Source organism: Acinetobacter kanungonis (assembly GCF_009939195.1).
In the GTDB taxonomy this organism is placed as follows: domain Bacteria; phylum Pseudomonadota; class Gammaproteobacteria; order Pseudomonadales; family Moraxellaceae; genus Acinetobacter; species Acinetobacter kanungonis.
The window spans coordinates 35,655-57,860 of sequence record NZ_JAACKC010000009.1 but is presented as its reverse complement, the minus strand read 5'-3'; the positions used below and the strand labels follow the sequence as shown (position 1 = coordinate 57,860).

The 22,206-nt window shown below is 41.2% G+C and carries 20 protein-coding genes; 9 read left to right on the top strand and 11 right to left on the bottom strand.

Annotation, left to right across the window (positions count from 1 at the left end):
- Positions 1-234 precede the first annotated feature (234 nt).
- The 3 genes from GWK51_RS14735 (at position 235) to GWK51_RS14725 (ending at position 4,202) form a co-directional block, all read left to right on the top strand.
- Positions 235-1,599, top strand: coding sequence for an MFS transporter (locus GWK51_RS14735; protein ID WP_161934273.1), 1,365 nt, complete (start codon positions 235-237; stop codon positions 1,597-1,599).
- Between the two features lie 80 nt (positions 1,600-1,679).
- Positions 1,680-3,230 (top strand): galactarate dehydratase, encoded by a 1,551-nt coding sequence (gene garD, locus GWK51_RS14730; RefSeq protein WP_161934272.1) that lies wholly within the window; start codon positions 1,680-1,682, stop codon positions 3,228-3,230.
- Positions 3,231-3,308: 78 nt separating this feature from the next.
- On the top strand, positions 3,309-4,202 hold the full coding sequence (locus GWK51_RS14725; protein WP_161934271.1) for a DMT family transporter: 894 nt from the start codon (positions 3,309-3,311) through the stop codon (positions 4,200-4,202).
- A gap of 133 nt (positions 4,203-4,335) precedes the next feature.
- On the opposite strand, the gene GWK51_RS14720 is transcribed toward GWK51_RS14725, so the two are convergent.
- On the bottom strand, positions 4,336-5,259 hold the full coding sequence (locus GWK51_RS14720) for a 2-hydroxyacid dehydrogenase (protein WP_161934270.1): 924 nt from the start codon (positions 5,257-5,259) through the stop codon (positions 4,336-4,338).
- 831 nt (positions 5,260-6,090) lie between these two features.
- Between GWK51_RS14720 and GWK51_RS14715 the strand changes: the two genes are divergently transcribed.
- Positions 6,091-6,693, top strand: a complete 603-nt coding sequence (locus GWK51_RS14715) for a TetR/AcrR family transcriptional regulator (RefSeq protein ID WP_100241492.1) — start codon at positions 6,091-6,093, stop codon at positions 6,691-6,693.
- Between the two features lie 398 nt (positions 6,694-7,091).
- Here the strand turns inward: GWK51_RS14715 and GWK51_RS14710 are convergent, their stop codons facing one another.
- Positions 7,092-7,334: an FmdB family zinc ribbon protein gene (locus GWK51_RS14710; RefSeq protein WP_100241493.1), complete on the bottom strand. Its 243-nt coding sequence runs from the start codon at positions 7,332-7,334 to the stop codon at positions 7,092-7,094.
- A gap of 295 nt (positions 7,335-7,629) precedes the next feature.
- Here GWK51_RS14710 and GWK51_RS14705 point away from each other — a divergent pair, with 295 nt between their 5' ends.
- A complete protein-coding gene (locus GWK51_RS14705; protein WP_161934269.1) occupies positions 7,630-7,824 on the top strand; it encodes a hypothetical protein in 195 nt (64 codons plus the stop codon).
- On the opposite strand, the gene GWK51_RS14700 is transcribed toward GWK51_RS14705, so the two are convergent.
- Both GWK51_RS14700 and GWK51_RS14695 read right to left on the bottom strand, forming a co-directional pair.
- Positions 7,808-8,440: a LysE family transporter gene (locus GWK51_RS14700; protein WP_161934268.1), complete on the bottom strand. Its 633-nt coding sequence runs from the start codon at positions 8,438-8,440 to the stop codon at positions 7,808-7,810. The two genes, GWK51_RS14705 and GWK51_RS14700, sit on opposite strands and share 17 nt — an antisense overlap.
- Positions 8,441-8,575: 135 nt before the next feature.
- Entirely contained in the window at positions 8,576-9,157 is a 582-nt protein-coding gene (locus GWK51_RS14695) for an FxsA family protein (protein WP_161934267.1), read from the bottom strand.
- Positions 9,158-9,538: 381 nt separating this feature from the next.
- Between GWK51_RS14695 and GWK51_RS14690 the strand changes: the two genes are divergently transcribed.
- The gene (locus GWK51_RS14690; RefSeq protein ID WP_161934266.1) at positions 9,539-11,632 is read left to right on the top strand and encodes a TonB-dependent receptor; all 2,094 of its coding nucleotides are present in this window, start codon (positions 9,539-9,541) and stop codon (positions 11,630-11,632) included.
- A gap of 231 nt (positions 11,633-11,863) precedes the next feature.
- Entirely contained in the window at positions 11,864-12,409 is a 546-nt protein-coding gene (gene ruvC / locus GWK51_RS14685; RefSeq protein ID WP_016166549.1) for a crossover junction endodeoxyribonuclease RuvC, read from the top strand.
- Between the two features lie 35 nt (positions 12,410-12,444).
- Here the strand turns inward: ruvC and GWK51_RS14680 are convergent, their stop codons facing one another.
- Together GWK51_RS14680 and GWK51_RS14675 are read right to left on the bottom strand one after the other, a co-directional pair.
- The gene (locus tag GWK51_RS14680; RefSeq protein ID WP_161934265.1) at positions 12,445-12,720 is read right to left on the bottom strand and encodes an acylphosphatase; all 276 of its coding nucleotides are present in this window, start codon (positions 12,718-12,720) and stop codon (positions 12,445-12,447) included.
- Positions 12,717-14,219, bottom strand: coding sequence for an NAD(P)H-hydrate dehydratase (locus GWK51_RS14675; RefSeq protein ID WP_161934264.1), 1,503 nt, complete (start codon positions 14,217-14,219; stop codon positions 12,717-12,719). The genes GWK51_RS14680 and GWK51_RS14675 overlap by 4 nt, the downstream gene beginning before the upstream one ends.
- 21 nt (positions 14,220-14,240) lie before the next feature.
- On the opposite strand from GWK51_RS14675, the gene queG reads away from it, so the two are divergent.
- Positions 14,241-15,341: a tRNA epoxyqueuosine(34) reductase QueG gene (queG, locus tag GWK51_RS14670; protein WP_216071782.1), complete on the top strand. Its 1,101-nt coding sequence runs from the start codon at positions 14,241-14,243 to the stop codon at positions 15,339-15,341.
- Between the two features lie 299 nt (positions 15,342-15,640).
- The gene (bioB, locus tag GWK51_RS14665) at positions 15,641-16,630 is read left to right on the top strand and encodes a biotin synthase BioB (protein ID WP_161934263.1); all 990 of its coding nucleotides are present in this window, start codon (positions 15,641-15,643) and stop codon (positions 16,628-16,630) included.
- Between the two features lie 105 nt (positions 16,631-16,735).
- Here the strand turns inward: bioB and GWK51_RS14660 are convergent, their stop codons facing one another.
- From GWK51_RS14660 to GWK51_RS14640, 5 genes are all read right to left on the bottom strand, one after another.
- A complete protein-coding gene (locus tag GWK51_RS14660; protein WP_142768362.1) occupies positions 16,736-16,960 on the bottom strand; it encodes a hypothetical protein in 225 nt (74 codons plus the stop codon).
- Positions 16,961-17,409: 449 nt separating this feature from the next.
- Positions 17,410-18,111 (bottom strand): VIT1/CCC1 transporter family protein, encoded by a 702-nt coding sequence (locus GWK51_RS14655; protein ID WP_161934262.1) that lies wholly within the window; start codon positions 18,109-18,111, stop codon positions 17,410-17,412.
- Positions 18,112-18,319: 208 nt separating this feature from the next.
- Positions 18,320-19,780, bottom strand: coding sequence for an OmpA family protein (locus GWK51_RS14650; protein ID WP_161934261.1), 1,461 nt, complete (start codon positions 19,778-19,780; stop codon positions 18,320-18,322).
- Between the two features lie 156 nt (positions 19,781-19,936).
- Positions 19,937-21,172, bottom strand: coding sequence for a dihydroorotase (locus GWK51_RS14645; RefSeq protein WP_161934260.1), 1,236 nt, complete (start codon positions 21,170-21,172; stop codon positions 19,937-19,939).
- Between the two features lie 9 nt (positions 21,173-21,181).
- Positions 21,182-22,198, bottom strand: a complete 1,017-nt coding sequence (locus GWK51_RS14640; protein WP_161934259.1) for an aspartate carbamoyltransferase catalytic subunit — start codon at positions 22,196-22,198, stop codon at positions 21,182-21,184.
- Positions 22,199-22,206: the final 8 nt, after the last annotated feature.

Below are 22,206 nucleotides of genomic sequence, written 5' to 3'. Positions count from 1 at the left end.
AATTCCTTTATTTTCAATATCTTAATAAAAATACACAGCAACTTCAAAAAAACAAATTGCAAACAATTCCAAAATAATCATAAGATGTCATACATCTTTAAAGACTTGCTTTAAGCATTTTGGAAGAAATAGTGTATTTACTCATGATGAAAGAATACCTATTTCGTTAAATAGACATGAAGTCTCTCTAATTTGATTGCGCACAAATTAGGTTACGGATAGAAGAGTTTGTGTATGGAAAACTTACAGACGCAAAAAGCCGCAGTTTCTGCTGTAACGGCAAATCACCAGAAGACTCGCTATTTCATCTTAGCGATGATCTTTCTTATCACCGCATTGAATTACGGTGATCGTGCAACACTTTCTATGGCTGCATCACCAATGACACAAGAGTTAGGTATTGACTCTGTGGTAATGGGCTATATCTTCTCCGCGTTTGCATGGGCATACGTAATTGGACAAATCCCTGGGGGATGGTTACTTGATAAATACGGCGCTCGAAAAGTATATTTCGCCAGTATTTTCTTATGGTCACTATTCACCGTTCTGATTGGTTTTTCAGATATTTTCGGAAGCACTGGCGCAATTATTAGTGTTCTGTTTTTATTACGTTTCCTAGTTGGTCTAGCTGAAAGTCCTGCTTTCCCAGGGAATAGTCAGGTTGTAGCTGCTTGGTTCCCAACTAAAGAACGTGGTACTGCTGCTGCAATTTTTAACTCTGCACAATATTTTGCAACCGTAATTTTCGCTCCATTTATGGGCTGGCTGGTTGCACAAGTCCACTGGCAATCCATTTTCTGGATTATGGGTGGTCTTGGAATTGTCATGTCTTTTGTATGGCTAAAAGTCATTTATAGCCCTGTTAATCATCCAAAAATCAATCCTGCTGAACTTGAATACATCAAACAAGGTGGCGGTTTGGTACACATGGGTGAAGATAAACTAAATTCTAGCGAAAAGAGAAAGACATCTTTTGCAGATATCAAACAGTTACTTTCTTCACGTATGTTATTGGGTATTTTTATTGCGCAATATTGTATTAACTGTTTAACCTATTTCTTCTTAACTTGGTTCCCTGTGTACCTTGTGAAAGAACGCCATATGACCATTTTACAGGCAGGCTTCGCAGCAGTTGCACCCGCTTTATGTGGTTTTATCGGTGGTATTTTGGGTGGTTTGGTTTCAGATAAATTGATCAAAATGAATCATTCAGTAACTTTTGCTCGTAAGTTACCAATTATACTGGGTCTGTTTTTATCAACCAGCATCGTGATTTGTAACTATGTTGAGTCACATACAGCTATTATCTTCTTTATGTCTCTCGCTTTCTTTGGCAAAGGCTTTGGTTCATTAGGTTGGGCGGTGATGTCTGACGTTGCACCAAAAGAAATGATTGGTTTATCAGGTGGTTTATTCAATACCTTTGGTAATACCGCAGGTATCGTGATTCCAATCGTAATTGGCTACATCATTAGCTCTACAGGCTCATTCAATAACGCTTTGGTATTTGTGGGTATTCATGCTGTGATCGCGTTACTTTGCTACTTACTCATGGTTGGCAAGATTGAACGCTTCCAATTGAAAACCTCTGCAAACTAATATCCCACCCCATTCAACAATTTAGAGCCAGTTCACTCCAATGATTGGCTCTAATGTAAAAAATTTTACAAGGAAAGATCATGCAACAAAGACCACTACTCATCAAAATTAATCCGCTAGACAACGTCGCTATCGTGGTGAACGATGGTGGTCTTGCCCCAAGTACTTATGTAGAAGCACAAGACATTACTTTGGTCGAAGCTGTCCCTCAAGGACACAAAGTTCTATTAACCGAATTAAAAGAAAACGATCCAATTGTTCGCTATGGTGAAATTATTGGATATGCAAATAAAGATTTAAGTGCAGGTTCATGGGTCAATGAAGCGGTCACACGTATGCCTGAGGCCCCGACTTTAGACTCACTGGACATGGCAACCCGCCCAGCGCCGAGCTTAGAACCACTGACTGGTTATACTTTTAAAGGTTATAAAAACAAAGATGGCTCAGTCGGAACCAAAAATCTATTAGCAATCACCACCAGCGTAAACTGCGTTGAAGGGATTGTGGATCACGTGGTTAAAATTGTAGAACGTGAATTACTACATAAATACCCGAATGTCGATGGTATTGTCGGTCTAAACCATTTATATGGCTGTGGTGTTGCAATTGATGCCCCTGCTGCGATTGTGCCTATTCGTACGATTCACAACTTGGCACTGAATCCAAACTTCGGTGGTGAAGTGATGGTAGTCAGCCTAGGTTGTGAAAAAATGCAACCGGAACGTTTACTGAATATCCCAGCTGAGAACAAACGCATTCCAGTTGAAGACCAAGACATCATCCAACTGCAAGACGAACGTCATAATGGCTTCCAAAGCATGATCGATCATATTTTGGCAGTCGCAGAACACCATTTAGAAAAGCTCAATCAACGCCAACGCGAAGAAGTTTGTGCATCTAACTTGGTAGTCGGTATGCAATGTGGTGGTAGTGATGCGTTTTCGGGTGTAACCTCTAACCCTGCTGTTGGATTTGCTTCTGACCTAATTGTGCGTTGTGGCGGCACAGTGATGTTCTCTGAAGTGACTGAAGTCCGCGATGGTATTCACTTACTCACGCCACGTGCAGCAGATGAACAAGTTGCAAAAGACCTGATTCGTGAAATGCAATGGTATGATGACTACTTGGCAGCAGGCAAAGTAGATCGTAGTGCCAACACCACGCCGGGGAATAAAAAAGGCGGCTTGAACAATATTGTTGAAAAAGCCATGGGCTCGATTGCGAAATCAGGCAGCTCATCCATTGTTGAAGTCTTAGCGCCTGGGCAAAAACCAACCAAGAAAGGTCTGATTTTTGCAGCAACACCATCAAGCGACTTCATTTGTGGTACGCAGCAAATGGCTTCAGGTATTACTGTACAAGTCTTCACCACGGGTCGTGGAACACCGTATGGTTTAGCCGCTGTGCCTGTGATTAAAATGGCAAGTCGTAATACTATTGCTAATCGTTGGTATGACCTGATTGATATTAGTGCGGGTGATATTGCGATTGGTAAACGTAGCATTGAACAAGTGGGTTGGGAACTGTTTGAACTCATTCTTCAAGTGGCGAGTGGTGAGAAGAAAACTTGGTCAGATCACTGGGGCATTCACAACTCGCTCGCGGTGTTCAACCCTGCGCCTGTGACCTAAACTTTATGGGGTTAAAAGCATCTCTTGCTGAGATCCTGCTTTTAACCCATCCACCTCAGAAATAGGATCGATCTGTTTATGTTGCAAAACACGCTGAGTAGAACAAATGCAGTGGGGAAAGCATTGCTCTGTCTCATGACCTCGGCTTTGCTGTTTTCCATTATGGGGGTATGCATTCGTTTTGCCTCAGAAACGGTCGATAACCCAACGGTGGTGTTCTTTAGAAATGCCGTTGGACTATTTATATTTATACCCATGCTGTTGAAGCATGGGTTTAGTTTTATTAAAACCGATAAATTATGGATGCATACTTGGCGCAGTATCGTCGGGCTGGCAGCCATGTATGGCTTTTTTTATGCGATTGCCCATCTTAAACTATCGAATGCGATGGTATTTAGTTATTCTTCTCCTATTTTCATTCCCTTAATCGCTTATTTCTTTCTAAAAGAACGCATTAGCAAAGGCATGATTATCGCTGCGGTGGTTGGCTTAATGGGGGTTCTGATGGTGGCGAAACCCGATCAAGGGGTATTCAATGCCATCTCATTTATTGGTTTAGGCGCCTGTTTCCTCTCTGCAATGGCATTTGTGACCGTACGCGCTTTAACCAATACTGAACCTCCTGAACGGATCGTGTTTTATTTCTGTATTTTCGGCACACTAATTTCATCGATTCCAATGTACTGGCACTGGCGTGTATTCACCATTAAAGAACTGGCGCTACTGATTACAGCTGGGCTGTTAGCCAATATTAGCCAACTTTTTATGTCCTATGCCTATAGCCTTGCACCTGCTGGGCAAATTGGACCCATGAATTACATCGCAATTATTTTTGCAGGCATTTGGGGCTTTGTTTTCTGGCACGAAATTCCAGACCTGTACAGTATTTTAGGCATTTCGATTATTTTAATGGCCATTTTAGGTTGCAATCCAACCATCACCGCTAAAGTGAAACAGCTCATCAAATCCTAAACCATCTATTGAATCACACGATGATTACCTTGCACTATAATAATCAAAAAAAACTAGACTCAGCTTAATGGGCCAAGTCTAGTTTTTTTATAGGATGCATGCTTACCCTGCGGTATCGATATAAAGCTAAAACTTAGTAACCACGTACAACATCCACTTCATTCAATAATTGCTTACCCGCCATGACATGCTGATCGTTTTGAACAATCTGCTGCACCACCACATTTAAGTCGGCATGTGAAGCAATATGTGGCGTCACCACAATATTGGGATGATGCCACAATGGATTCTCTGGACTTAAGGGTTCCTGTTCAAATACATCCAAAATTGCACCACTCAAATGACCCGAATCCAGCGCTGCTATTAAATCTGCCGCATTTAAATGTCCACCCCGCCCTGTATTGATGATTGCAGCACCTTGAGGCAGTAACTCAAACGTTTTAGCCGAAAGGATGTTTTTGGTTTCCGCAGTGAGCGGCAGCAAATTGATGAGCACCTGAGGATGCTGAATAAACGCTGCAAATTCATCTTTACCTGCAAACGTCTGTATACCTTCCAAATTCTTGGCAGAATTTGACCACCCCACCACGGGATAACCCATATCGCTGAGTTTTAAAGCAATATGATGACCCAGTTCCCCTAACCCCATAATCCCCACACAGAACTGCGATGAAGGTCGCTGCGGAAGTTGTTGCCAAATCGCTTGTTGATTGTTTTTCAAATAGCGATCAAAATGGCGCTGGAAATACAAAATCCCCCAAAGCAAATAGTTCAGCATGGCTGACTTGTGGCTACTGTCGACAATACGGCAGACTTTATATTTGCCATGCAGTGCCTGAATGTTCAAATGCTCAACCCCTGCTGCCATGGAATGCACTAATTCCAAATTAGGTAAATCCAATAATTTATCAACATTCGGAAACCAGCACGCTGCTGTAGTTGCATCCTGTGCCCTGATATCATCCATGCCGCAATAACTATCTGGTGGTGCATATTTTTTAAATGCATCCCATACAATATTCTCAATAGCGGGGATATCCGTCGCGATGACAATCATTCACTTTCTCCTTGTGAGTTTAAGTTCTATCTAAACTTATTCTTTTGCTTCAAACCGTTACTTTAAAATTCAAGCTAGATACACCAGATCAGGCATGAGCAATCCTTCGGCAGTATCTAGCCAGACAAAGAATTTCGTTCTTAAACCGCATTTGGTTATATACAAATGCAATATTATTAAACTAGTAAGCATAAATAGCTTAGGCTATTTACAAACAGATAAATACTGTTGCATCTAGTCTTTACATCATCCCAGCCTTCTTGCGACAGTCATTGTATGACATCTAAAATGCAGGATTTGTGCATAGCAGACATTTCTCGTGTCCTTATGGTTTTCGTTATAAAGCTTGATTTTTTCTATTTATTCAAATCACCACGGCACAGCTTCGAGGCTTAAAAATACAATTCATACTCACATTGCACATACCATTTATTTAGATTTAACGATCTGGATGAAACCTTAGAATGCTATTCAAGATTAATCACGTAATTTATCAAATTCTATATCAAGTGTCTTTGTTCTAAGACTGATCATCCTATTTGTTCAGACGTTGCATAAATCACTGGAGAGTTATCATAATTGCTTGCAATTTGGGCATTACTTTAACTTTACAAAGCCTTTTAAAATCATTATTTTGACCGAGTTATAGATGGGTATCGAAATTTAGATATCTCTCCCAAGGCTTTAGCAATCTTGTTTTACTGATGATTAAACTGGATTATTTGTTGTTTTTATCGGCACATCTTCTACAATAGTTTAATTCTGTTAAAGAAAAAATTGCTATAGTCTTCTCACAAGTTCTTTTATAGTGATCTTATACGGAACATATGCATGAATTCAGAACGCCAACAAAATTTTCTTTTACGTAAAGAAAAAATCTTAGCAATGGCCGAGAAACTATTACTTGATAATAATCAAGATATTACTCTCGAAGAGCTTGCATCAGAGCTAGATATTGCGAAAGGCACGATTTACAAGCATTTCGACAGTAAAAATCAACTGTATTTAGAACTCATCATTCTAAACGAACAACGCTTGCTTGATATTTCTCATAAATTCAATACCGACATTCATACTTACGTTTCTGAATACATGCTCTACAATATGCTCAATTCGAACCGTACGATTTTGTTGCATGTAATTGAAGAACGTCTGACCAACAATGAACGTAAACTCAATAACTTATTTGAAGAGCTTTATAAAATTCGTGAAGCCCGCATTTTAAGTATTAAAGAAATTACTGAAAAATATTTAAAAGAAAGCAACAGTGCGATGTCGATCCGTGACTATCAATCTTATGTTTGGACGGTTACTTACGGTGCGTGCTTACTGCTGAATTCGACCCATTACCAAAAATCGATTGGTTCCCGTGATCGTTTGATTCAACTGTATATTAATCAGGTGCTGATGACCCCTGACAAAACGGGTAAATAATAAAAAAGGAGATCCAAATTGATCTCCTTTTTATTTGTGCTCAACTCAACCGTGCGAAGCATGAAGTAAAACAAGAATATTTCCCTATCCCGACTTTATGACAAATTTGTTTTCCCAGTATGGAACCTTTCTCCCAGAAAATAGCTCGAGAATTGGCTTTACTTGCGGAATATATTCATCCAGAAACAGGTATGATTTTGAAAATCCTGAGACCCGAGAAGCTGAAAGCATCTATTGATTCAACATCATTGAAAATGCGTCAGTAAACATGACCATATATAAAACACGCCTCGAATAATTTGCTATTGCCAATATTCGTAGCAAACTATTTCAGGTCAGTACTACACTGCTTTCAGTACCCAATTATGCGCCAATTTAGAATATAAGCCGCGATATGTTCAGGACTTATCATTACTTAGATGTAAAGTTTCCAATAAGGTTGGCTGGACTGGGGTTCCCGCTTGATCATGCAGGTAAACTTGTACAACTTTAAATACAATCACCACGGCTAAGCAGGTCGCGATACAAAAGATCCAGAACCCAAATGGACTACGAATATTATGGGAGCCGCAATTCGGACACTCTTTCACATCTGAATCGACCACTAAGTCGCAGCAAGCGCAATGGTATTGGTACAGCATAGGTATTCTCCTATTTGACTGTAGTCGTTGTTTTTATTTTCACACTCCCTAGCATAAGGAAATGTAATCTTCCTTCATGTTATGTGACTATTTGTAAATGTACAAGCAAAGTCATGCAGAAAAGTCGACTGTAACGTTCAAATTTGACAAAGCCGCCACTAGCCTTCTGTTTTACTTTTCCTTTTATTTAAACGTGATGATTTTGAAGATGTAACGAGGTTTATAAGCTTGGATCAAATGTCACTATGCCAATTATTCGAGTAAACTACAGGCAAATTCATTTGAGGACTTATCGATGGTACAACTCATCAAAAAAGGAGGACTCCGCGAGCGTGCAAACCGCAGTCGTAAATTTCAGGGTTCCGAAAACACCGAAACAACGCTCAAACCAAACAGTTATGCAGATGCTGCAAAGAAAACTGAAACCGACAACACGGCTTCAGCTCCACTTGCAACATCAGATCACGTGACTCCTAAAACATCTGAATAGCGTCGTACCATAACCAAATGGCAAACACCAGAAATAATGCACCTGACAATATGTCGATATAGTGCCCTGCACGTTGATATAAGGCTTTGATTTTTGGTGTCGACATGATGAACATGAAGAGACTAAACACCAAAAAGGTTTGAATCGGAATAATGACAGCCAATTGGGATTTTAAATTGGCATTCGCAGATGAACCCAAAGCCAAAGAAAATACGCTACTAAAATAAATCAGCGTCTTTGGATTGGATAAATTGGTGAACAAGCCCAAAAGAAAATACTTCTGCTTCCCTTCTGGCATGCTTAATGTTCCCTCTAACTGAGGACTCTGCGCAGTGTTGAGACCTTCCTTCAGCATTCCCCATCCCATACGGGCAAGAAAAAATCCCCCTATCAGCATCAAAACTTGCTGAATCCACGGGAACTGTTCAATCAGCACGGTAAAGCCCAACAAGGTCAGTACCACCCAAACCACAATCCCCGCGGAAATGCCAAGAATGATTTTCAAGGTATTTAACCGTGTTGTGGAAGCCGAACTTTTGGCAATCAGTAGTACATCGGGACCAGGGGTCAATTGAGCAACAAAGTGCAAAGCGCAGATGGTAAGAAGTAAAGACATATTGTTATAAAGCAGTTAAATTGCATGAGTGCCTGATTATAACGCTTGTTCAATTTTTTACTGTATTTATCACATATAAAAAACCGAAGGATCTTCGCAGACGCTTCGGTTTAATGATTGCTTGAATGAATTTGATTATTTATTAATATCTTTCATTTCAATTTTCTTTGCTTCTGGTGTCACTTCACGAGCTTCACCATCAATCACGCTAGAATCACGATATTGGCCACCAGCCTGCTGATTTTGCATGTCTTGCATTTGGCGCATCAAATCAGCAAAAGGGTTTTGTCCTTGCGCTCCGCCCATGCCACCATTCATATCTCCCATCATACCGCCCATCATTTTATCCATCATGGCTTGCTGACGTTTCATCATGGTTTTCATGAACGCTGCTTGTAATGCGGTTTGTACTGCGGGAATAAGCAGTAATACAGCCAGTACATCACTGATTAAACCAGGAATTAACAATAGAAAACCCGCAAAGATCTTCGGTAAGTTGCTGGTAAAGGCAGGATCACCACTCATTTGTCCAGTTTGCATTTGTTGCATTTGCGGCATAATCCCAGCCGAATATTTACGGACAATATTTAGTCCGATAAAGAAGGCAGCGACAAACCAGAAAAATACGTACCACATACTGCCGACGAGATCACCTACGCCGATCCAGACGAATACTTCCAGAATTAAGCCAGCAAGAACAATCAGAAATAATTTCATGAAAACTAATCAAATCTCTAAAATAAAAATAAAGGTCATCATCCCAAAGCTTATAAGACTTCATTTTTTGATGACTAAGAATATCTATAAGGGCTTTTTTGATTTTTTAAAGTGCTGACTCAAAAAATTGTATAAACAATCTAAACCTATTGCCCCTATTTCATACTCACTTTTTATGAAACATACCTTGTTTATCGTATTGATACGCTATTTTTCCAATACCCCAACAGGAAGATAACTCTTCAAGATACATAATGAACGTAAATAAGCTATTAGAATTACTCATTTTTATTATTTAAATTTCAAATGAAAATTGCACTAGCATTCCAATCATAAAAATATAAAATGTTATAACATTACATTAATACTGTTTTTATACGCATGAATCATCCTTTTTACATCTTTTATTCTAGCCTTGGCTTGTCTCTCCTCGCCCCCCTGACTTGGGCAGAAGCACCCCCTGAATTACTCAAGACTATTCAACTACAAGCCGAATCAGAATCTGAAAGCCAGAAACAAACTACGGCGTTAACCAAATTTTCCCACGATATTCTTGATGTGCCTTTCAATCGGAGTCTCGTATCCCAAGCGCAAATTCAGCAACAAGATGTGCAACGTATCGATGATGCATTATCTCAGGTGAGCGGCGTCTACCATCAAACCAATTATGGGGGTGGTTTTTGGGACAACTATTCCTTCCGCGGTTTTAGTACCGATCCAAATATCGGCGCACAAATCATCCGCAATGGACTGAGCGTCAATCGTGGCTTAAGTGCCCCACGCGATATGGTGAATATTGAATCACTCGACTTTTTAAAAGGGCCTATGGCAGCACTTTATGGACGTGGTGAAGCGGGTGGACTATTAAATATCAACACTAAACAGCCCAAATGGGAAAGCCAAAGTGAAGTGAATTTACGTACCAATACCCTAGAAAAATATCGTGCGAGTTTTGAACATACTGCGCCAGTGAATGACGAACTTGCATATCGAATTGCAATTGCTCATGAAGATAATCAAAGTTTTCGTGACCATGTCAGCAGTAGTCGCTGGTTTTTCTCCCCGCAATTGACTTGGAAAATATCGGATCAAACTCAATTCGATTTCGACAGTGAATTTACCCAGCAGCGTGGCACTTTTGACCGCGGTGTGAGCAGTTATCAAAAACAGTTCCTTATGAGTCCAGAAACGTTTACGGGTGAACCTGACGATGGAGATCATATTCAAAAAGACTATTTCTATCAGTTTCGTCTCGCACACGAATTGAATGACTCTTGGAAAATGACCAATGCCCTGAGCTTTAAAGATGCTCAGTTAAAAGGTTTTTCCAGTGAGCCTCGTAAAATTCAAAGTGATGCTCAAACCTTAGAGCGTCAGCGTCGTTATCGTGACAATAAAAGTGATGATGCTTTATTTCAAACGGAATTTCTCGGCACTGTGCTGCAAGACTGGGCAAAACATGAAATCCTAGTAAGTTCTGAAGTTGGACGTTTAGATTATAGGCAGCTTCAACTTCGTCTTAATCACAGTAGCAGCGTTCCAAATACGATCGACATCTACACCCCTGTATATGGACAATCTCTTCCTGCTCTTCCCTTATTCATTAATACCGAGGAAAAACAAGGTTATTTTGCATTGAATCTTCAAGATCAGATTTTCCTGAATGATCAATGGAGTGTGCTGATGGGTGCTCGCTTTGACCATGTCACACAAGATTTTCAAAACAAATTAACCCATACCACCAGTAAAAGAGACTTCAACCAGACCAGTCCACGCTTGGGGTTAAATTATCGCATCAATGATGTTTGGTCATGGTATGCAAATTATGGACATTCCTTCGCACTTAATAGCGGTATGGATCGTTATGGTAAAGTCTTCGATCCTGAAAAAGGCAAAAGTTATGAAATTGGAAGCAAATATCAGATTAACCCACAAAGCCTCTTGAGTATCGCCCTTTTTAAAATGCTCAAAGAGAATGTATTGACGACAGATCCGACAGACAGCAACTATCAAGTTACAGCGGGTGAAGTTTCAAGCAAAGGTATTGAGATTGATTTAGCATCTCAACTCAACGATCAATTTTCCTTACGTGCCAATTATAGCTATACCGATGCTCATGTTGAAAAAGACCAAACTCTAAGCAAAGGTGCTCGCCTAAGTAATGTGCCAAAACACAGTGGTTCGATCAGTGGCAATTACGAATGGGTATTGGAAAATGCAAACAAAATGGGGCTTGGCGCAACTGCAATTTATGTTGGAGAACGTAGCGGGCACAGTACCGACAATGGATTTAATCTCCCTGAATACACTTTAGTGAATTTAAACGCCTATTATGCGCCATCGGAACAATTACGTTATCAATTGAATATCAACAACCTACTGGACAAAACCTACTACATTGCAAGTTATAACGAACTTTGGATTCAGCCTGGTGATCCTTTAAATGCTTCGTTGGCTTTACAGTGGAAATTCTAAATTCATTTACAGCCCGTGAATGATTCAATTCACGGGTTTCATCTGCATCATGCTCATCAATTCCTTTTAAAAATAAAATCCAAGAAGATGTGATTGAGAAAAATATAGGCGAATAGTCAGCTCTATCTATGATTCAAACGAAATAGCTGTTCTTCGTTGTGCTGATAAACATATAATTCCAACATCACGTGCAAAACTGCATCAATATTTCAAATTTTATTAAGCGAAGTTATGTCACTAATCATTGGGATTGACCCCGGTTCACGCCTCACTGGCTACGGAATTATAGAAAAAGACGGTCAAAAATTACGCTTTGTGGATGCTGGCACGATTCGCACCGAAAGTCAGGATATGCCTGAGCGTTTGAAACGTATCTTCGCGGGTGTTGAGCGCATTGTAAAATTCCACGGACCGACTGAAGCCGCAGTTGAACAGGTCTTTATGGCGCAAAACCCTGACTCTGCACTCAAACTCGGGCAAGCACGTGGTGCCGCTATTGCTGCTTTGGTGAATTTAGACCTTCAAGTCGCAGAATATACGGCACGTCAGATCAAACAATCCGTTGTGGGATATGGTGCGGCGGATAAAGAACAAGTCCAAATGATGGTGGTCAAACTGCTCAATCTGAGTGTGACCCCACAAGCCGATGCTGCCGATGCACTGGCCGCTGCCATTTGTCATGCACATGCGTCAGGCAGTATGAGTAAATTGGCTGTACTCAATGCGCTAGGAGGCATGGCACGTGGACGCAGTCGCTCCAGCAGCCGAAGACGATAACTTAAGAAGATCTAAGCGAGTGGTCTAAGACTGATTTACTTCAAGATCTGAAAATCATTCGCTGACGTAATGCTTTCCACTTCAATCCAGACCACTTCGCTTACCTGTGCCAGCGGTGGTCCTTGGTAAGCACGTTCAATCATAACTTCAAGTGTTTCTGAGTCTGAGATAACTAGGGCTTCAACTTCTCCTGTGGCTAAATTTCTGACCCAGCCTTGGACTTGCAATTGTAGAGCTTGACGCTGAAACCAGCGACGATAGCCCACACCCTGTACTTTGCCTGAAATGGTGAGTTTATAGCTCTTGTTCATCGCTGGTTTCCATTTACCACTTGATAGATAGCCTCACCCATCGCATGTGCCTGTAAACCACGCATTCCTTGCTGTGCTAACAGATCACCCGCTTGGGCATGCAAAGTTACAATTTCATGCAAGGTAATATCTTCATGGAATTGCGCCTTTAAACTCGCCACCATGCCTGCCAATACATCGCCCATGCCTCCTGTACCCATACCCGCATTACCTTGGGTACAAATATACAGCTCATCCTCTAACTCTAAGATTAAACTGCCAGCACCTTTCAGCACCCATTGTCCGGCAAAGGTCTCTTTGAGGCGATGTATCGCAGCAATCCGATCTTGTTCAATTTCCGCTGCCGTGCAGCCCAATAAAGTCGCTGCTTCACCCGAATGCGGCGTTGCATAAATATGACCATTCAGTTTTTGCTTGTCTTTCGCCAAGAACCAGAGACCATCTGCATCTAAGACAACTTCTAAATGTGCATTTTGGTTAAGTAGTTCGAACCACAACTGAAAGATCTGTGCTGCCCACTCATCCCGCCCGAGTCCCATGCCAAAACAGACGGCATCAATATGTGAAAGTAGCTGTTGTATGTCCTCTTTATCGAAAGCATTGATATCACGTACCATAATATTCGGTGCACGCGACAAAATCGCTTGATGATGCTTGGCATGACAAACCACACTGACTTTGCCCGCACCTGCATGAAAGGCGGCTTCTGCTGCCATCATCACGGCACCGCCCATATCGGCATGACCACCGACCACCAAAACATGCCCATAACTGCCTTTATGCCCAAAAGCTTGTCGTTGCGGCAACATAATATACTTTGGTGATAACTGAGCGATGGGACGTAATTTTTCATCACGAGGAATAAGGCTGAGTAAATGCAGTTGCCCCACAAACTCCTTTCCCTGACCTGTAAATAAGCCTGCTTTATAGCCCAGCAAGGTAAATGTGTGATTCGCCTGAATGGCACAAGGCAAAGCTTGACCTGTATTTGCCTGTAAACCGCTTGGAATATCCACCGCGATTTTCAATCCCGCTTGTGCATTGAACACATGAATAATCTTTTGCCAAGTTGGATTCAGCTCACGATTCAATCCGATACCAAATAAAGCATCAACATGGCATTCAAATTGCGCTAATTGTTGTTGTGATCCTGAATCTAAAATTAGTGTTTCAAGAGCCTTAAAAGCAACATGCTGTGACTGGGCAAATAAGTAAGCCTGATGTAAATCGGCAGAAGGACCGCGTTCTGTGGTGAAAACCGTGACGTGCAAACCTACCTGCTTTAAATAACCTGCAATAAAGTAACCATCCCCTGCATTGTTGCCCTGCCCACACCATACTGCTATTTTTTTAATCTGTTTTTGTTCAAATTTTGGCAACAACTGTTGCACAATTGTCCAAGCCGCTTGCTGCATTAAGCCCAATGATGAATTTTGCTGAGCAAACCAACGTTGCTCCCATGCTTGAATTTCGCTGCTATGGTAAACTGAACGTTGCATGTTTTCCCCTATTATTGGTTTATGGCTTCGACCTCTTCTTCCTCAAAAATCTCACTGCAACAGCTTGATCCTCAAGAACTCAAAGCATGGATCAAAGCTCAGGCTTTAGACTTGGGTTTTGCTGATTGTGTCATTGCCAAACCAGATGCTCAAGCAGAATTAGAACGTTTTAAAGAATATTTAAAACGCGGTTATCATGCAGATATGACCTATCTTGAGGAAAACTTGGACAAGCGTGCCGATCCGACCCTACTGGTTCCAGGGACACGCAGCATTATCTGTGTACGGATGAACTATTTGGTGGAAACACCAAAGCCGCGCTATGTTCCCAACGAACCCAATGCCGCAATTATTGCGCGTTATGCACGGGGACGTGACTATCACAAAATCATGCGTGGACGTCTTAAAACTTTAGCAACTCGTATTCGGGAACGTGTAGGTGATTTTGAATCGCGCCCTTTTGCCGATTCAGCCCCCATTTTCGAGAAGTCTTTGGCTGAAAATGCAGGCATGGGCTGGACAGGTAAACATACCTTATTGATTCATAAAAAATCAGGGTCATTCTTTGTCTTAGGGGAATTATTTACTTCGCTCGATTTACCCTTTGATGAACCGACCACCAAGCATTGTGGTTCATGTACAGCCTGTATCGATATTTGCCCGACGCAGGCCATTGTCGAACCCTATATGCTTGATGCTCGTAAATGTATTGCTTATTTGACCATTGAATACAAAGGCATTATTCCTGAAGAACTCAGACGCGGCATTGGCAATCGGGTGTTTGGCTGTGATGACTGCCAACTGATCTGCCCTTGGAACAGTTTTGCGCAAAAAGCCAGTATTGAAGATTTCAACCCACGCCATGACCTAGATCGGGTCACTTTACTCGATTTATGGCATTGGGATGAAGCTACATTTTTAGCCAATACCGAAGGCAGTCCAATACGGCGCACAGGCTATCAAAGCTTTATGCGAAATATCGCAATTGGTTTAGGAAATGCCCCATTTTCTAGCTTAATTCTACAAACTTTGCATGAAACGCGTCACTTGCATGATGATATTGTGCAAGTCCATATCGACTGGGCAATTCAAGAGCAGCTGATTAAATCTCAAACAGTTTAAAACTAAGATTCTATTGTGAATTTATAGTGCGAGCTTTTACAGATCTTTGCAAAGTTATTGTTTTATAAAAAGGATAGTTACGTGTTTGCCACAATATTTATTGCTGTAATTAAAAACTTTGCATGGAATATTCAGTAAAAATAGCTGACTTTGTGACTAAGTCTTATATCTAATCACTCATTCTTTCTACCAAAATTAATCGTCAGATACCATAAGTTTTGGTTTTTTTTGCCTTTGGTTTTGGCACGAAATCTGTATTATTAAAGCCAATAAAGAATACAGATGATGGACTTCCTAGAATGACTGTACGTAATGATTGGACGCGTGAAGAAATTCAAGCTTTATATGAACAACCTTTTTTAGACTTGGTTTTCCAAGCTCAAAAAGTTCATCGTGAGCATTTCGATGCCAATACCATTCAAGTCAGCACTTTATTATCTATTAAAACAGGTAAATGCCCTGAAGATTGCAAATACTGCTCTCAGTCTGCACGCTACGATTCAAAGCTAGAAGCAGAAAAACGCATTGCCGTAGAAAAAGTGATTAGCGAAGCAAAAGAAGCATTAGAGTCTGGTTCATCTCGCTTCTGTATGGGTGCTGCATGGCGTAACCCACATGAGCGCGATATGCCTTATGTCCTTGAAATGGTTCGTGAAGTAAAAGCTTTAGGTTTAGAAACTTGCATGACCTTGGGTATGTTAAACCAGTCTCAAGCTGAACGTTTAAAAGATGCTGGTCTAGATTACTACAACCACAACCTCGATACTTCACGCGAATACTATTCAAACATCATCAGTACGCGTACTTTTGATGATCGCTTAAATACACTCGAGTATGTACGCGGTGCAGGCATGAAAGTATGTAGTGGCGGTATTGTTGGTCTTGGTGAAGACACCGCGGATCGTATTGGTCTATTGCTTGAACTTGCAACCTTACCAATTCACCCTGAGTCTGTGCCAATCAACATGCTCGTTCCAATTGAAGGTACACCTTTGGCAGATGTTGAAAAACTAGAAGTCACTGAGTGGATTCGTACCATCGCGGTTGCGCGTATCATTATGCCTGAAAGCTATATTCGCCTTTCTGCGGGTCGTGAGTCTCTTTCTGATTCAGACCAAGCACTCGCGTTCATGGCTGGTGCAAACTCGCTGTTCTCAGGTGAGAAATTGCTGACGACTCCAAACGCAGGTGAAGGTCGCGACAAAAAACTCTTCAATAAATTAGGTTTAGTTGCTGAAAAAGCAAAACCGACTGTTGCTGAACTTTCAGTAGATGCAATGGCAGGCTAATAGAACTTCTAGTTCTTAAGCGCAATAAAAAAGCCAGTTCTATGAATTGGCTTTTTTATTTGTATTTAATTTAAGATTTTTATATTCACTGAATCAATCAGCAGCTTAACCCGCAAAATTATGAGCGGTAATCAAAATGCCGTATTGAGCATTCAGATAATCCCCTTTTCGAATAATATCCGCACCATTGGCATGATAAACCGTTAATTGCTCCGCGATGGCATCATACTCAAAACGTTCATAGCAATCTTGATGCTGACACAGCCATGTCAGTGTATCCGCAAGCTGATCATCCACAATATAAGTTTCTTTTTTAAAATCTTTAGACATTTTGAATCGATAAAAACAGGGTGAAATCATTGTAACGGCTTTAGCGAATCAGATAACCAACTTGATGAAAAATAAACTCATCGTTTTTCACAGATGCTAAATGTACAAAATCCGAAATGATTGACTCACTTCGGATTTAGCTAGAACAATTCAACAACTACGTCGCTTTATTATCCCCGCATTTCCTGCATTCCAGATGTTCACCTATTTCCTGCATTTGCTCATATTCATAAATGTGGAAACAAAGTAACTTTCTGAGTAATTGAAGCATCTTAAACTCCTTGTTTAATTTTTTTGTCGCTTACCAGTTTCTGTCCTGAAACCTCTATGTATCCAAACTATCAGATACATTACGTTATAATTATCACATTTTTATCAAATGGAAAATAAAATTTAAGCGCTTCAACTGCATTTCATCGGAAAGTCATGAAGGGCTTTAGACTTGAGTCTTAAGCCACATTTACATCGAATAAAGAACCAATTGCACTGGTGATTAACATTGCAAAACAACCCCAGAATAATACTCTGAGTGCCCCTTTCCAGACTGGCGAGCCTGCGGTATAGCTTGCCAGTGCGCCAAGTCCTAATAATGCAAAAACTGAAACAATCACGATTGAATTCGCGAGATAGTGTGCGGGAGCAAATAGCACGGCCAACAAGGGAATCACCGCACCTACTGAAAACGACAAGGCAGATGACAAGGCTGCCTGTATAGGCTTGGCAACCGTCATTTCATTAATACCAATTTCATCACGTGCATGTGCAGCCAAAGAATCATGTGCTGTTAATTGGACTGCAACTTCATGTGCCAACTGTTCATCCAATCCTCGATGAATATAAATTTGGGTTAACTCTTTTAATTCCTGTTCTGGATTAATTTCCAGTTCTCGGCGTTCTAGAGCCAAATCGGCCTCTTCAATATCAGCCTGAGACTTGACCGAGATATATTCCCCGGCAGCCATTGAGATTGCACCAGAAATCAAACCCGCTAGGCAGGTAATAAAAATCGTCTGCTGCCCCGCACCACTGGCAACTACCCCAATCACCAGACTGGTGACAGAGATAATGCCATCATTTGCCCCCAATACTGCTGCACGCAACCAACCTGTTTTTTCTAAATTATGCTTCTCTTTATGAATCGATCTTCTCATCTATATGCTCGTCTAAATTTATTGTTACTGTTCATCATCCATTCTATTTTAAGCCAATACCTGCACACTTCCCAAATTTGTATAGACATAATTCTAAAGTTTTCATGGCTTCAGCATATTTTCAAGCTGAAATAACAAAGGGCTTTGCTGCATCACAGTAAAGCCCTTGTCTCGAATCATCTTCTAAGTTTAATGCCAAATCAGCGATTTAATATCCGCTGCCAGAATTGACCCCTTCCTCATTCACTTGACGGACTTTACCAGTTTCAGTGTTCAGCACTTCAAACTCAATACGGCGGTTTTTAAATTGACCTTCTGGTGTCCCATTCTCGGCAATCGGTTGCTCAGCTCCGAGACCTACAGCCTGGAGTTTGGCAGGATCAACCCCTTGTTTAACCAAATACGCCATCACTGCTTGCGCTCTTTTTACTGAAAGCTCTTTGTTTTCTTGGGCTGTACCGACATTGTCTGTATGCCCCTCAATCACCAGTTCCACTTGCGGAGCACGTTTAATCAATGCCGCTGCCTGATCCAGAATAGACTTATTGATTTCAGGAATATCACTCGAATAGGGTTCAAAATTAATAATCTGTAAATTCAGTGCCGTTGCGACATCCAATGCTCTAATATGCTCTGGATTCAAGCTGGAAAGGGCTTTTTCCGCATCACTAACACTAGTATTTACTGCTTTACCCACATCTAATGGTTGCTGGGTCACAATGTGCATATTCGGTACTAAAGGTTGCATTTTCTGAGCCAAATCATTCGCAACCGTATTACTTTCAGCCTGAATAGCCAATTGATCCCCCATCCACGTGATGGATACATTTGGAGCACCTTTTATGATTTTCAATACACTCGGAATGGCATCCTGATCAATAAATGCCGTATGTAAATTAATATTATCATCCGCTCCACACCCCAAAGGATGGGCAAATATCTGTTTCACTTCGTTTTGCAAAATATCAATATAGGATTTGTTTGCAGTCAAAATTTGACAGGTCACAAGTAAGCCATCTTGCCCCGTTGTCAGCTGAAATTTAGCAGGTATGCTCGAAACATTGGTATTCGCTACAGTACTCGGCTGTTCTTCGCGACTACACATTTTGAATAGCAATGCACAAATTAACCCCAGTATCACGATAAATAATACTGGTACCCACCAGCGCGTAGATTTCTCAGCCCCAATATAAGATGTTGAACTTGGACTTTGATGTACGGTTTGTCCAACCAAAGTATTCACCCCTAATGCCGCCAATAAGGGTTTAGCCCACAAAGGTAAGGCTACTGCAATATCAGTGGCATGCTGCTGTAAAAAATGCTCAATGCTATGCTGATTACTTGAGCCAGCTTGCGTTTCCAGTACCCCTATGGTCGGAGCAATGGCATGATTCAGAGCTTCTTCTATTTCTGATGGTGGTGCGGTTGCCCCAATCGCTTCTATGAATTTTTCTTTGAGCGAGGTATGTGAGGTAAAAATATCAGTTAAGCGCGGGTTTAAATGGTTTTGTAACTCTGAAATATACTCTGGTTTGTCTTTCAACAAACTTAACAGAATAGGATAAAAATTATCTAGCGCATGTTTCTTTTCAAGTAAATGTTCAGTCTCCGACTGTAAAACCATGGGTGTTACTTGTTGCTGCAGTAATTCAATAATATTTGTCAGCATTTTCTGCCCTCTTATTCTTTTGAAGCATTATTGAAATAGTGTATATGCTCATTTTTTAAACAGTGTAAATTATTGTATTTTCAGAACCTCTTCTACCATTACTCAAAAGCAAGTTATAAAAAAAGCCAGCAATTGCTGGCTTTTTTCTATCAAAAATTAAGCATGAAAAGTTTGTAATACTTTCCCTGTCAACGTCTGATTAATTAACGGTGTATTTTTACCTTGGGACAAAATGCTTTCCTTGGTTAAGGTCCACTCCAAATCAGGATCTACCAATACCCATCCAGCTTCTTGCACCCAACGGTCTTGCATATTGGCAACTTTCGCTGGTGCCAAAGTTACTTTCTCCACCCATTCCAATGGGGTAAATAGACCTTCTTTGACCAATTGCACACCTAAAGACACATAAGTATCAAATGCCGTGAAACCTGGCTCTGTTTCAGCAAATGGTGCCATTTTCGCCGAGCTGCTTAATGGTTCATGATGAGTACAGATCGCATCAATCACGCCATCTTTGACCCCTTGGCGTAAACGCTCTTGGTCTTTTTCAGAACGAAGTGGTGGACGCACATGCGCCAAAGCATTGAAACCATCAATCAGACTATCAGTTAAGTGCAGTTGATGCATTGCCACATCTGCCGTTACAGGCAAACCTTTCTCTTTAGCAATCTTGATTAGCTCTACCGAAGCCCCACAGGATAACAAGCTAAAATGCGCATGTACGCCAGTTGCTTCAATCATGAGTAAATATTTAGCAATCGCTACCGTTTCAGCCAAAGCTGGAATCATTGGCAAACCTTGACGGGATGCAATGAAACCTTCGTGCACACAGCCATCTTTGGCAATTTGCGGTTCTTCAGCATAGAATACCACTGTAAGACCCAAACCTGCTGCATATTCCAAAGTACGAATCACCACATCATCATTGGCAAAAGGCGCATTGGCATTTGAAACAGCGGTACAACCGCCTTTTTTCAAGCCTGCCATGTTCGCAGGTTGTTGCCCTTTTAGACCTTGGGTTTGCGCACCAATGACTTGTAGATAAATGCCACCATCCAACATCGCCTTTTCGACTAGACCGTGGATTAAAGCGCCATTGTCTTGCACAATTGGTTTTGAATCTGGTGGGGTAAATACGTGCAAAATACCATTCTCACGTGCAGCCTTACCTTCTGACTTCAACGTACCATGTTGTTGCTGACCTGGTTCACGTAAGCGTGCACATAAATCGACCATGGTTGGCATTAACCATTTGCCTTGACCATCCAGTGTCGTTTCTACTGCATCTGTGGCAGCAACCAATTTACCCTGTTCTAAATAAACAGTTTGCACCGAATCTGTTTGCTGAATTGGATCTAAGACACGGACATTTTCAATTTTTACAATACTCATGACTTTCCCTTATCCCGCAATCGCTTCTAATAGACCTTGTTCTTGTAATTGACCTTGCATTGATAAGGCTAAGACAGCCATACGCACTGCAATACCATTGGTGACTTGATTTAAAATCACTGATTGCGGACCATCTGCAATACTTGAGTCAATTTCAACCCCACGGTTCATTGGACCTGGATGCATCACGATACAATCTGGCTTAGCCAAGGCTAAACGTTCTTTGTTTAAACCAAACATTTTGTAGAATTCAGATTGTGAAGACAGTGCTGGCGAATCAATACGTTCATTTTGAATACGCAAAGTAATGATTACATCACAGTCTTTGACACCTTCATCCATTTTGTTAAATAGACGCACACCTGAGCCATATTCTTCAAAACCATGTGGCAATAACGTATTCGGTGCAATGACACGAATATCTTGACAGCCTAAAGTCTGTAAAGCAGCAACATCTGAACGTGCAACACGTGAGTGCTTAATATCACCAATAATGGCGACACTCAGCTCTTCAAAGGGTTTCTTGGTTTCACGGCGAATGGTGAGCATGTCTAACATGGCTTGGGTTGGATGCGCGTGGCGACCATCACCCGCATTGATGATTGCGACATGCGGACAAACCGTCTGAGCAATAAAATGCGCTGCACCTGAAGATGAATGACGCACCACAAAGATATCTGCCGCCATCGCTTCTAAATTCCACAGCGTGTCACGTAGGGTTTCACCTTTGGAAGTACTTGAGCGTGCAATATCAATATTCAACACATTCGCAGATAAACGTTTCGCCGCCGCTTCAAAAGTGGTACGGGTACGGGTTGAATTTTCAAAGAAAAGATTCATGACCGTACGACCTTCAAGCAGATTATTGTTAATCAGCTGATTTTGGTCATTAAAAAAGGACTGCGCAGTGTCCAATATTTTCGTGAGTGTGGCTTTCGATAGCCCTTCGATGGTCAGGAAATGCTTTAAATTTCCATCTTTATTGAGTTGAATCTGACTCGGAGTATGCAATGCCGCCAAGTGCATGAGAGATT